At 46.0% G+C, this 13,732-nt stretch carries 4 protein-coding genes, 2 tRNA genes, 3 rRNA genes and 3 pseudogenes; 5 read left to right on the forward strand and 7 right to left on the reverse strand.

The window, feature by feature from the left end:
- The coding region (locus FOC32_RS01265; protein WP_175968228.1) for a YgiQ family radical SAM protein at positions 1-1,774 on the reverse strand (1,774 nt) is incomplete at its 3' end.
- Positions 1,775-1,936: 162 nt separating this feature from the next.
- A pseudogene (locus tag FOC32_RS01270) lies at positions 1,937-3,125 on the reverse strand (MFS transporter).
- A gap of 297 nt (positions 3,126-3,422) precedes the next feature.
- On the opposite strand from FOC32_RS01270, the gene FOC32_RS16940 reads away from it, so the two are divergent.
- From FOC32_RS16940 to tnpC, 3 genes and pseudogenes are all read left to right on the forward strand, one after another.
- The gene (locus FOC32_RS16940; protein WP_228761270.1) at positions 3,423-3,578 is read left to right on the forward strand and encodes a hypothetical protein; all 156 of its coding nucleotides are present in this window, start codon (positions 3,423-3,425) and stop codon (positions 3,576-3,578) included.
- 83 nt (positions 3,579-3,661) lie between these two features.
- Positions 3,662-3,910 carry an IS66 family insertion sequence element accessory protein TnpB gene (tnpB, locus tag FOC32_RS01280; protein ID WP_175965995.1) on the forward strand — a complete coding sequence of 83 codons (249 nt, stop codon included), beginning with the start codon at positions 3,662-3,664 and terminating at the stop codon, positions 3,908-3,910.
- 185 nt (positions 3,911-4,095) lie between these two features.
- A pseudogene (gene tnpC / locus FOC32_RS17100) lies at positions 4,096-5,689 on the forward strand (IS66 family transposase).
- A gap of 109 nt (positions 5,690-5,798) precedes the next feature.
- Here tnpC and rrf read toward each other — a convergent pair.
- The 5 genes from rrf to FOC32_RS01310 form a co-directional block, all read right to left on the reverse strand.
- Positions 5,799-5,913: ribosomal RNA gene (gene rrf, locus FOC32_RS01290) — 5S ribosomal RNA — on the reverse strand.
- 182 nt (positions 5,914-6,095) lie between these two features.
- A 23S ribosomal RNA gene (locus tag FOC32_RS01295) occupies positions 6,096-8,976 on the reverse strand.
- Positions 8,977-9,355: 379 nt separating this feature from the next.
- Positions 9,356-9,431: transfer RNA gene (locus FOC32_RS01300), tRNA-Ala, on the reverse strand.
- Between the two features lie 68 nt (positions 9,432-9,499).
- Positions 9,500-9,576, reverse strand: a tRNA-Ile gene (locus FOC32_RS01305).
- Positions 9,577-9,637: 61 nt separating this feature from the next.
- Positions 9,638-11,173 (reverse strand): 16S ribosomal RNA (locus tag FOC32_RS01310).
- Together the 16S, 23S and 5S rRNA genes with 2 tRNA genes alongside form the textbook arrangement of a ribosomal RNA operon.
- Before the next feature lie 546 nt (positions 11,174-11,719).
- On the opposite strand from FOC32_RS01310, the pseudogene FOC32_RS01315 reads away from it, so the two are divergent.
- Positions 11,720-12,636: pseudogene (locus FOC32_RS01315) on the forward strand (VacJ family lipoprotein).
- 103 nt (positions 12,637-12,739) lie between these two features.
- Positions 12,740-13,708, forward strand: a complete 969-nt coding sequence (gigA, locus tag FOC32_RS01320) for an RsbU family protein phosphatase GigA (protein ID WP_034170815.1) — start codon at positions 12,740-12,742, stop codon at positions 13,706-13,708.
- The last annotated feature ends 24 nt before the right edge of the window (positions 13,709-13,732 follow it).

Consider the following 13,732-nt stretch of genomic DNA (forward strand, 5'->3'; position numbering starts at 1 on the left):
TACTGAAACGGTCAAACATCTGCTTGAAGCGGTCATACGTTCCGATCCCCGGTTTCATCATCTTCGATAATGGACCTTTCTCTGTATGCTCTGGCGCAATCTTCAGATAACCGCCGACGTGATGGGTGACCAGCTCTCTAACATATTCCGGGTTCAGTACAGCTAGGTCATAACGCAGACCTGAGCCGATCAGAATCTTTTTAATACCCGGTAAAGCACGTGCTTTACGATACAACTGAGTTAATGGTGCATGGTCAGTATGCAGGTTTTGACACACGCCCGGGAATACACAAGACGGCTTACGACAGTTCTTCTCAATCTCAGGATCTTTACAGGCTAAACGGTACATGTTGGCTGTTGGGCCACCCAAATCTGAAATAATGCCGGTGAAACCTGGAGCCGTATCACGAATTTTTTCAACTTCACGCAGGATTGATTCTTCAGAACGGTTCTGAATGATACGGCCTTCATGCTCGGTGATCGAACAGAAAGTACAACCACCAAAACAGCCACGCATGATGTTCACCGAGAACTTGATCATGTCAAAGGCCGGGAAACGTGCATTACCATAAGATGGATGTGGCAGACGTGCATAAGGCAGGTCAAACACATAGTCCATCTCTTCAGTTGTCAGTGGAATCGGTGGCGGGTTGATCCAGACATCACGTTCACCATGTTTTTGTACCAAAGCACGCGCGTTCCCTGGGTTAGTTTCCAGATGCAGAATACGGTTGGCATGCGCATACAGCACAGGATCATTTGCCACTTCTTCAAAAGAAGGCAAACGAATCACTGCTAATTCACGTGGTGGTAATTTATGTTTAATCGCTTTAGATGCCGGTTGTAGCTGCACGATTTGCGTATCTGGGTCCAGGTTATCCCCTTCACGCACGATTGGATTCGCTACGATTTCTTTCTGGAAATTCTGGTATTGGCTTAAGCTATTGCCTTTATCTTTTTCGATTTCACAGCCGTCAATATCTTCGCTCATCACATATGGATTGATGATCGGATCAACACGGCCAATAGTATCGACATCATTGGATGCAATTTCGACAAACTGGGCTTTCGCAGCTCGGTTATGTTTATTAATAATGAATGCAGTACCACGGACATCGGTAATCTGATGAATCTTTTCACCTTTAGCCAGGCGATGCATGATTTCAATGATCGAGCGTTCGCCATTACCGTACATCAACAGATCTGCTTTAGAATCCATCAGAATCGAACGACGAACTTTATCTGACCAATAGTCATAATGCGCGATACGACGCAATGAACCTTCAATCCCACCAAGCAATACCGGCACATCCGGGAAAGCTTCACGACAACGTTGGCAATAGACGGTTGCGGCACGGTCTGGACGTTTATTCGGCTGGTTATCTGGTGAGTAAGCATCATCTGAACGAATCTTACGATCTGCCGTATAACGGTTAATCATCGAGTCCATATTACCGGCAGAAACACCCCAGGAAATATTCGGCTTACCGAGTACACGGAAGGCTTCTACATTGGTCCAGTCTGGCTGGGCAATAATCCCGACGCGGAAACCTTGTGCTTCGAGCACACGTCCAATGATCCCGGTCACAAATGACGGATGGTCAATATAGGCATCACCGCAGACAAAAATAAAGTCACAGCTGTCCCAACCGAGTTGGTCCATTTCCTCGCGTGACATCGGCAAAAAAGGCGCGGGTTCAAAACATGACGCCCAATATTTGTCGTAATCAAACAACGCTTTAGGCGCAGTCTGAGCGGTATAAGCAGTAGACATGGCTAGCAATTCTCGGCTGGCAGATGGAAGATCAGAAAATAGATCAAAGATGAAAGCCGAGTATTTTAGCATGAATTCAGCTTAGGTTGCTTGATTATAATTTATACGAAAACAGCTTTAAGACCTTTATTAGGAATATATACTTATCCTGATTTTGAAGAATCATTTAGGTTTTAAACGCTGTGCCATCAGCAAGCCTAATCCTAAAATAATAGCGATAAATACACTTAGTCCTAACCATCCGGCATTTTCCCAGACTAGTCCACTTGAACTTCCAAGTAAGCTTGAACCGAGGTAGTAACAGAACAAATAAAGGGACGAACCTACCGCACGATACTGTAAGGATTGCACCGATACCCAGCTACTGGCAGTTGAATGAGCCGCAAAAAAAGAAAAGGTAAAAATCAGCAAACCAATAAAAACCAAAGCCAAGTTATCAATCAACATTAAGGCTAAGCCGAACAGCATGGTACAAAGCATGGCGGCAAGCACCTTATAACGTCCAAACTTTCTGCTCCAAGCTGCGGCTCGTGGAGAGCTATAAATTCCGGCCAGATAAGTAATCGAAATCAACCCTATCCAGACATGAGACAGTTCAAATGGCACTTGAATCAAACGATAACTCAGATAGTTAAATACCGAGACAAAGCCCCCCAAGATAAAGCCCTGTAGAAACAGAATTCTTAATTTGGGATCACTCAGATTCTGCTGAAATGCTCTGATAAAACGGCTGAATTGTATTGGATAAGCTTTGAAATGTCTGGACTTCGGTAGTAGAAAGTAGAAAGTTGCCGCGATACATAGATTCAGCAATCCAATAATCAAAGTCGCGGATTGCCAGGAAATAAAATCCACCAATGTTCCAGCAATCAACCGACCACTCATACCACCAATCGCAGTCCCGGAAATATACAGTCCCATGGCAAAGCCCACATCCTGCTCCGCCACTTCCTCTCCGATATAGGTCATTGCCACTGCCGCTACGCCACTGACTGTGAGACTATTAGCACTCGTGTTGCCAGAAATATCGACCAGATCGGCAGTAAAGCACTGAGTAACAGTAAGACTGAAACAGAGAATAAAGACCAAACCATAATTGGTTTACGGCCAAAACGGTCTGAAATAAGTCCTGTAAAAATCAGGCCAATAGCTAAGGCAATGGTAGAGAAGGAAAGTGGAAAACTACTTTGTGTTGGAGAGATATGAAAATAATCCGCCAGAATCGGCATCATGGGCTGGACAAATACAGCGATGAGAAAATCGCAAAACCCGCCAGAAATAAGGAGAATAAAATAGCTTTAAAAGCAGATGAACCATATTCGATATGGCTTGAAGATGAATTTGAGGACATATCCGCTCCTTAGACCGGTTCAGTATAAGCCTCCAAGTTTATTTTTATGTGATATTTAGTCGAAATAGCACATAAATGTAAGCGTCCGCTGAACACACCTTATGAATTCGTCCTATAAGCCTTAATTTAGTCCTCACTTAAAACAAGTGGGAACTTAAATTTATGACTACAAATAACCAGACATCCATCGCATCTCTTACGATAAACGAAGAACATATAGTGCTGAATTTAAACAGCAGATCGTTCAGGCGTGTAAAGCTCGGAGGTTTCAATTGCTTCGGTCGCTTTGCAACATGGATGAATACAAATCTTGTATCCAAATGGATTCGCTTAATTGATGCTAAGCCAGGGAATGATCGCTCACTACTACCGAATAACCTGCATTTATTGCCTATCTTGCTCTGCACCATTAGATCTATTTCTACTGGCATGTTAACGGTTCAATTACTTTAACCCCACTCAAAAGCAGAAATTGGCTTGAAATGGCAAGTATCAGAAATGTCTGCTTTAGCAAAATTACTCAAGGCACTTACAACATGATCCGTATCGATGAAATCTGGTTGTCTACTCAGCCCATGGACATGCGTGCAGGTATGGATACGGCCATGGCTCAGGTGGTGAGAGCCTTTGGCTACATCAAACCGCATTGTGCTTACCTGTTCTGTAATAAACGTGGCCATCGCATGAAAGTGCTGGTACATGATGGACTGGGGATCTGCTGTGTGCTCGGCGGTTGGAACAGGGAAAATTTCACTGGGCTAAAGTTCACCAGGGTGAAAGCGTAGCCCTCAGCCCAGAACAGTTACAGGCACTGATCCAGGGTTTGCCTTGGCAGCGCATTGGACGACAGCAAGTGGTCACAATGCTCTAACTAGCTTGGTCCAAGTTGCTATTCTCCAAACGTTCTATTTCATTCTTCTCATGACCTCAGGCATACTGCGGTCATGAATACACGCCTGATTTAAGCCAACTGACCCATGAACAACTGCTGGAATTTACTAGACAGTTGGCAATGCAACATCAGTCTCTGGCACAATCAACCAGCAATTAGATGCCAAAGTTCAGCATCTTGAAGTATCCAATCTGCAATTAGATGCCAAAGTTCAGCATCTTTCCATTCTCAATAAAAATACGAGCATGAATTGCGCTGTTTAAAAAGCACAAATTCGACAGTAAAAACGAACATCTCACCGCAAAACAAATCCATCTCTGGATGAAGCGGTCGAAGAAGATATTGCCGCTGTTGATCTGGAACTGGAACGGCTGAATGCAGATAAAACTGATGCAGCGACACACAAAGCCACAGTCAACAAACCTAAACGTCGACTGCTGCCCGATCATCTACACACCATCCGTATTGAGCATGAACCTGCATCAACCCAATGCAGTTGTGGCTGCCAGTTACGTCGTATCGGCGAAGATATCAGTGAAAAACTGCATTTCAGACCGGCACAGTTCTATAGGAACAGCATGTACGTGCAAATGGGTCTGTGATCAGTGTGACACCCTGACTCAGCAAGCGATGCCCGCCTATGTGATTGATAAAGGTATTGCCAGTCCTGAACTGCTCAGCCATGTGCTGGTATCGAAGTATGCCGATCATTTGCCGCTGTACCGTCAGCGCCTGATCTATCAGCGGGCGGGCATTGATCTGTCCAGATCCACGTTATCTGACTGGATTGGTCGCTGCGGTGTAGAACTGGAACCTCTGGCCAATGCCTTAAAACAGGTGGTGCTGCAACAGCGGGTGATCCATGCCGATGAAACACCAGTCACCATCATGCGGATGGGTGATGATGAGAAAAAACCGAAGAAAGGTTATGTCTGGGCCTATGCCACTACACAGTACAATCCAGTTCAAGCGGTGATCTATGACTTTCAGGATAGCCGTTCAGGTCAGCATGCAGAAGAGTTCCTGAATGGCTGGCAGGGCCATCTGGTCTGTGATGATTACAGTGGTTATAAAGCACGCTTTAAATCAGGCGATGTCATTGAGGTGGGCTGCATGGCGCATGCGCGTCGTAAATTCCATGAGCTACATGTGACTGGGAAAAGTCAGATCGCTGAACAGGCATTAGTGCTGATTCAGAAACTGTATGCGATAGAAGCAGAACTCAGGAAAAAGACCGATAGTACAGCAGAAACACCGCCGCGAATACCGACAACAGCATAGCCAACCGGTGATGCAACAACTGTATGAATGGCTCAACCAGCATCAACTGACGGTGCCATCGAGTTCTCCAACCGCCAAGGCCATCAATTACACTCTGAAGCGTTGGCCAGCTTTAAGCCGCTATCTGGATGATGGCAATCTACCGATTTGCAATAATTGGGTGGAAAACCAAGTGCGGCCTTGGGCGTTGGGACGTAAGAACTGGTTATTTGCAGGTTCGCTGCGTAGTGGTCAGCGAGCGGCAAACATCATGACTTTAATCCAGTCAGCAAAGCTGAATGGGTTGGATCCGTATGCCTATTTAAGTGATGTGCTGAAAAGATTGCCGACCCATAAAGTGACCCAAATAGAAGAATTGCTACCACACCGCTGGAAATCCAACTCAAATTAAAAAATAGACATGGGGTTCAGCGGACGCTTACACATAAATAACATTTATTTGACTAAATCCTTCCCATAAAAAAAGCCCCCTGCGTAAGCAGAGGGCTTTTGGAATAATGAGCTGGCGATGACTTACTCTCACATGGGAGACCCCACACTACCATCAGCGCTAAGAGGTTTCACTTCTGAGTTCGGGAAGGGATCAGGTGGTTCACTCTTGCTATGGTCGCCAGCACAACTGTTTATGGATACTCGCTTAGTCTTACATATTGCTAAGGTTTCTACCAAATGAGTTATTAACAGATATATCTGAGTTAATTTAAGGTGTTCATTGTATCTAGCTTTTGAACTAAATCAAGTTGCTTCGGTTATTTGTGAATCAATTGATGCTTTATATACAACTGCTTGGGTGTTGTATAGTCAAGCCTCACGAGCAATTAGTATTGGTCAGCTTCACATATCGCTATGCTTCCACATCCAACCTATCAACGTCGTAGTCTTCAACGGCTCTTTAGGAGACATAAAGTCTCGGGGAAATCTTATCTTGAGGTAGGCTTCCCGCTTAGATGCTTTCAGCGGTTATCCCTTCCGAACATAGCTACCCGGCGATGCGACTGGCGTCACAACCGGTACACCAGAGGTTCGTCCACTCTGGTCCTCTCGTACTAGGAGCAGATCCTCTCAAATTTCCAGCGCCCACGGTAGATAGGGACCGAACTGTCTCACGACGTTCTAACCCAGCTCGCGTACCTCTTTAAATGGCGAACAGCCATACCCTTGGGACCTGCTTCAGCCCCAGGATGAGATGAGCCGACATCGAGGTGCCAACACCGCCGTCGATATGAACTCTTGGGCGGTATCAGCCTGTTATCCCAGAGTACTTTTATCCGTTGAGCGATGGCCCTTCCATACAGAACCACCGGATCACTAAGACCTACTTTCGTACCTGCTCGACTTGTGGGTCTCGCAGTTAAGCGCGCTTTTGCCTTTATACTCTACGCGTGATTTCCGACACGCTGAGCGCACCTTCGTACTCCTCCGTTACTCTTTAGGAGGAGACCGCCCCAGTCAAACTACCCACCAGACATGGTCCTCGCTCCCGATCAGGGAGCAGAGTTAGAACCTCAATATTACCAGGGTGGTATTTCAAGGACGGCTCCATGGCAACTAGCGTCACCACTTCAAAGCCTCCCACCTATCCTACACAAGTAAGATCAAGTTCAATGTCAAGCTGCAGTAAAGGTTCACGGGGTCTTTCCGTCTAGCCGCGGGTACACCGCATCTTCACGGCGAATTCGATTTCACTGAGCCTCTGCTGGAGACAGCGCCGCCATCATTATGCCATTCGTGCAGGTCGGAACTTACCCGACAAGGAATTTCGCTACCTTAGGACCGTTATAGTTACGGCCGCCGTTTACTGGGGCTTCGATCAAGAGCTTCGCTTACGCTAACCCCATCAATTAACCTTCCAGCACCGGGCAGGCATCACACCCTATACGTCCACTTTCGTGTTTGCAGAGTGCTATGTTTTTAATAAACAGTTGCAGCGGCCTGGTTTCTGAGGCTGCCAACAGCTCAAGGAGCAAGTCCTATCACCGCCGGCAGCGTACCTTCTCCCGAAGTTACGGTACCATTTTGCCTAGTTCCTTCAGCAGAGTTCTCTCAAGCGCTTTGGTCTACTCGACCTGACCACCTGTGTCGGTTTCGGGTACGATTCCAGTGTAACTGAAGCTTAGAGACTTTTCCTGGAAGTATGGTATCAGCCACTTCACCAGTAAACTGGCTTGCTATCAACTCTCAGCATAGAGCACCCCGGATTTGCCTAAGATGCATGCCTACTGTCTTCCACCTGGACAACCAACGCCAGGCTGACTTAACCTTCTCCGTCCTCTCATCGCATTACACTGAAGTATTGGAATATTAACCAATTTCCCATCGACTACGCCTCTCGGCCTCGCCTTAGGGGTCGACTCACCCAGCCCGATTAACGTTGGACTGGAACCCTTGGTCTTTCAGCGAACGGGTTTTTCACCCGTTTTGTCGTTACTCACGTCAGCATTCGCACTTCTGATACCTCCAGCAGACTTCTCAATCCACCTTCATCGGCTTACAGAACGCTCCCTACCACTTGCAATAAATTGCAAATCCGCAGCTTCGGTACATAGTTTTAGCCCCGTTACATCTTCCGCGCAGGCCGACTCGACTAGTGAGCTATTACGCTTTCTTTAAAGGGTGGCTGCTTCTAAGCCAACCTCCTAGCTGTCTATGCCTTCCCACATCGTTTCCCACTTAACTATGATTTAGGGACCTTAGCTGGCGGTCTGGATTGTTTTCCTCTTGACTACGGACGTTAGCACCCGCAGTCTGTCTCCCGGATAGTACTCATTGGTATTCGGAGTTTGCATCGGTTTGGTAAGTCGGGATGACCCCTAGCCGAAACAGTGCTCTACCCCCAATGGTATTCGTCCGAGGCGCTACCTAAATAGCTTTCGGGGAGAACCAGCTATCACCGAGTTTGATTAGCCTTTCACCCCTATCCACAAGTCATCCCCTGGCTTTTCAACGACAGTGGGTTCGGTCCTCCAGTTAGTGTTACCCAACCTTCAACCTGCTCATGGATAGATCACCCGGTTTCGGGTCTATACCCAGCAACTATACGCCCTATTAAGACTCGATTTCTCTACGGCTCCCTATGCGGTTAACCTCGCTACTGAATATAAGTCGCTGACCCATTATACAAAAGGTACGCAGTCACCACACGAAGTGGCTCCCACTGCTTGTATGCATGCGGTTTCAGGATCTATTTCACTCCCCTCACAGGGGTTCTTTTCGCCTTTCCCTCACGGTACTGGTTCACTATCGGTCAGTCAGGAGTATTTAGCCTTAGAGGATGGTCCCCTATATTCAGACAAGGTTTCACGTGCCTCGCCCTACTCGACATCATCATATCAGCCCTTTCGTGTACAGGACTATCACCCACTATGGTTGCACTTCCCAGAGCATTCCACTAAAACTGATATGACTTAATGGGCTGTTCCCCTTTCGCTCGCCGCTACTGAGGGAATCTCAATTGATTTCTTTTCCTACGGATACTGAGATGTTTCACTTCTCCGCGTTCGCCTCATAAACCTATGTATTCAGTTTATGATACCGACCTTATAGCCGGTGGGTTCCCCCATTCAGACATCTCCGGATCACAGGATATTTGCCGCCTCCCCGGAGCTTTTCGCAGGCTATCACGTCTTTCTTCGCCTCTGACTGCCAAGGCATCCACCACATGCACTTAATTACTTGACTATACAACCCCAAACAGTCGTTACACCTACAAGTCAGTGTAGCAACGTAGTTGTTTGCGATCTTGTGAACTTAATCACTGTACAGCTTCAATTAGATTCATATACCAAAACGCTTGATTCAGTTAATTTCGCTAGTTCTCATTCAATCACTTCAACAATCAATCTTGCGATCTCTTGTTTCCGCTCTTGTATGAGTATGAACAAATTATTTCAACTCAAATATATTCTGTTAATGATTTAATGCATCCTCGTCGGACTGCATTACTGTGATAAATCACAGAGATTAATAACAATGCCGCGTATTATACGCCGCTTTCTTACTAAGCTCTATAAGCTATCAAACCGTTTGCTTAATGTTTAACTCATTGCATCGCAATGAGTGGTGGAGACTAGGAGAGTCGAACTCCTGACCTCCTGCGTGCAAAGCAGGCGCTCTACCAACTAAGCTAAGTCCCCAGCTTATCATATAGGATTCAATGTTCTGATTTTCTGCTTTACTCTGCAATTACTTGCTTCGTCAGGAGTGGTGGGTCTGACAAGACTTGAACTTGTGACCCCACGCTTATCAAGCGTGTGCTCTAACCAACTGAGCTACAGACCCTCAGATACATCGTCATGAAGAACAACTTGTTGTGGATTCTTACCAATCGTCAATCTTTCGTTAAGGAGGTGATCCAGCCGCAGGTTCCCTACGGCTACCTTGTTACGACTTCACCCCAGTCATCGGCCACACCGTGGTAAGCGTCCTCCTTGCGGTTAGACTACCTACTTCTGGTGCAACAAACTCCCATGGTGTGACGGGCGGTGTGTACAAGGCCCGGGAACGTATTCACCGCGGCATTCTGATCCGCGATTACTAGCGATTCCGACTTCACGCAGTCGAGTTGCAGACTGCGATCCGGACTACGATCGGCTTTTTGAGATTAGCATCTGCTCGCGCAGTAGCAACCCTTTGTACCGACCATTGTAGCACGTGTGTAGCCCTGGCCGTAAGGGCCATGATGACTTGACGTCGTCCCCGCCTTCCTCCAGTTTGTCACTGGCAGTATCCTTAAAGTTCCCACCCAAAGTGCTGGCAAATAAGGAAAAGGGTTGCGCTCGTTGCGGGACTTAACCCAACATCTCACGACACGAGCTGACGACAGCCATGCAGCACCTGTATCAGAGTTCCCGAAGGCACCAATCCATCTCTGGAAAGTTCTCTGTATGTCAAGGCCAGGTAAGGTTCTTCGCGTTGCATCGAATTAAACCACATGCTCCACCGCTTGTGCGGGCCCCCGTCAATTCATTTGAGTTTTAGTCTTGCGACCGTACTCCCCAGGCGGTCTACTTATCGCGTTAGCTGCGCCACTAAAGCCTCAAGGGCCCAACGGCTAGTAGACATCGTTTACGGCATGGACTACCAGGGTATCTAATCCTGTTTGCTCCCCATGCTTTCGCACCTCAGTGTCAGTATTAGGCCAGATGGCTGCCTTCGCCATCGGTATTCCTCCAGATCTCTACGCATTTCACCGCTACACCTGGAATTCTACCATCCTCTCCCATACTCTAGCTAACCAGTATCGAATGCAATTCCCAAGTTAAGCTCGGGGATTTCACATTTGACTTAATTAGCCACCTACGCGCGCTTTACGCCCAGTAAATCCGATTAACGCTTGCACCCTCTGTATTACCGCGGCTGCTGGCACAGAGTTAGCCGGTGCTTATTCTGCGAGTAACGTCCACTTATCCCGGGTATTAACCAGGTAAGCCTCCTCCTCGCTTAAAGTGCTTTACAACCAAAAGGCCTTCTTCACACACGCGGCATGGCTGGATCAGGGTTCCCCCCATTGTCCAATATTCCCCACTGCTGCCTCCCGTAGGAGTCTGGGCCGTGTCTCAGTCCCAGTGTGGCGGATCATCCTCTCAGACCCGCTACAGATCGTCGCCTTGGTAGGCCTTTACCCCACCAACTAGCTAATCCGACTTAGGCTCATCTATTAGCGCAAGGTCCGAAGATCCCCTGCTTTCTCCCGTAGGACGTATGCGGTATTAGCGTCCCTTTCGGAACGTTGTCCCCCACTAATAGGCAGATTCCTAAGCATTACTCACCCGTCCGCCGCTAGGAATCAGGTGCAAGCACCCTATCCCCGCTCGACTTGCATGTGTTAAGCCTGCCGCCAGCGTTCAATCTGAGCCATGATCAAACTCTTCAGTTAAAATCATTTCGAGTTTTATAAGTAAAACTCTTAAACTTGGCTCATCAATTTCCTGACTTAAATTTCGCTCAAATAAACTTCGAGTAATTCAAACCAATCAATCAATGAAAATAATTTCGATCAATCAACCAGTAAAAATCCACACAAGTTGTTCTTCATAATCTCTTAATGATCTTCTTACTACTTCGTCAGTAGCAAGCTAGGTCGGCTATACTACTCTCTATCTCTAGAAAGTCAACCAGTAATGAAAATTATTTTTAAACTCCCTTTCTAAAACCCAACTCAACCATTTATGCTAAGTTACTGTTTTATCAGAAGTTTTAATCTTCATCACCGCCGATGGATGTGCATTCTACAGTATTTCAGATGCCTTGCAACAACTTTTTTAAATAAATCTTACCGCATGTCTAATTTTTAGTCTTTTATGAAGTTTTTATCCATTTATTATACAATTTTGCTTAAATTACGCCTATTCCTAGTAATACAGTTTATTATTCCGGGTTAAACAACGCCACTATACTCAGAACAAGGCTTTGGGGTTTCCTTATGCATCGCTCTATTTATTTATCTTTATGCTTATTTTCTTTGGCCTCTAGCCCATTAATTTTTGCTGAAGACACTACTCAGGCTGAACAGACTGAAATAGAAACTGAATCTTCTACTACTACTGATACGGTTCCACTCAGAGAAAAAATATCTTCCAAGGTGAGTCACCTGCAAACCCAGCTAAAAGTCGATGCTAGTGCTGCACAGGCTGAAGAAGTTAAAGATCCTTTTCAGAGCTGGAATAGAAAGGTGTATCAATTTAATGATGCAATCGATCAGGCAGTCGTTCGCCCCATTGCGGTTCAGTATCAGAAAAAGGTTCCTCAAGATGTTCGTGGCAGCTACACCCAGTTCCGTAGCAATTTGGGTGAACCATGGAATGCGGTAAACCAGTTGATTCAGGGCCGTCCTGCTCGTGCGGCAAAATCTTTGGGCCGTTTTACCATTAATACCTTAACTACTTTAGGTCTGGCAAATCCTGCCCGTCGTCTGGGATTGGATCATGAAGATGAAAAGTTCGGGATCACACTAGGTTATTATGGTGTACCTTCTGGCCCTTATGTGATGTTACCGTTCCTAGGCCCAAGTTCTGTGCGTGATACTTTCGGTATGGCAGTCGATAGCCAGACCCGTCCACAGAAATATATTCTTGAAGATGATGAAGGCTTGTATTGGGGTGATCAATTCTGGCGTGCAATTGATAATCGTGCAGAATTACTTGATATTGAAGGTGTGTTAACAGGTGATCGTTATGCACAAATTCGCGATATTTATTTGCAGCGCACCAATTATATGATTGCCCAGAAAAAGGTCTGGAACAGGAATCTTTATTCCTTGAAGATGACTTCGATGATGAAAATCTTGAAGATGAATCTCTCGATGAAAATGAGACTGAATCTTCTAGTGATGACCTTTGAAACCTAAGCTCAATGATGATTTGCTAGCGGAAACTGTTCGCTAGCAATCATTTGCTTGTTATAGTACATCTTATAACTCATTCCAGGATCGAACTACCTGTCTATGTATTTCATTCAACCTACCCGTGATATTCCTTATTTAGATCAAGTACTTGAGAAGCTTCCGCACGTTCAAGTAATCAAGCTGGAAGATCACGAGTTGTACGATGCAACGATTATTGCTATTGCAGATGTACATGATTATCTGAAATATAAGTGGAACCTTCCGACTGTAGTATTAGCGCTAGAAAATGAAGGAACAGCCTTGGCACAAGCTTGGGAACAAGGTGCTTTGGCAGGCTGGATCTGGGATAAACTGCCTGAACAACCCGATATCGCATTACAAAAAATTGATGCGCAATATAAGCGTAATCAGGATAGTCGTGATCTTCCTTCTGCGGCAGAGCTACAAAAACGTCTGCTGCCGAATGAAATTGAATTAACCAATTATGCGGTTGAAACCTATTTTCAGCCTTCTGCCTATCTATCTGGCGATTGGTACGATTACTGGAAAATCAGCGATAAAGAAATCATTTTTTATCTTGCGGATGTTTCTGGTCATGGCGTTACCAGCAGTTTATTAACGTCCTGGATGGCGGCTTTTCATGGTCGCTCCAAAACGCCTCGTGAGCTAATCAAGAAACTAAACGGGATGCTGGTTCAGGAAAATATCGAAAAGCATATCACCATGATTGCCGGAATCCTGAACCTGGAAACCCATGTCTTGAAATGGTCCAGTGCTGGTCACTACCCTCCTCCGATTATCTTTGAACCGAATCAGGAACCAAAAATCCTGTCATCCAGCAGCTTCCCTCTTGGCCTCACTGAAGACCTTGAGGTAGACGAAAATGAGTATATCTTCAGCCGCAATGCACGTTTCATTATCTGTTCAGATGGGGCATTGGAGCCGTTTAGCGGCGGTCTGAATGAACAATTTTCCCAATTATTGCATCACTTACAAAACGAATCCTTCGAAGCACCCGAACATGTTGCCGACGATATTGCCATTCTCAGCTTTATAAGAGTGAAATAGCAGTATAATCACAAGTTTTATAAG

The sequence above is a fragment of the Acinetobacter sp. FDAARGOS_724 genome (assembly GCF_013364475.1).
In the GTDB taxonomy this organism is placed as follows: Bacteria; Pseudomonadota; Gammaproteobacteria; order Pseudomonadales; family Moraxellaceae; genus Acinetobacter; species Acinetobacter variabilis.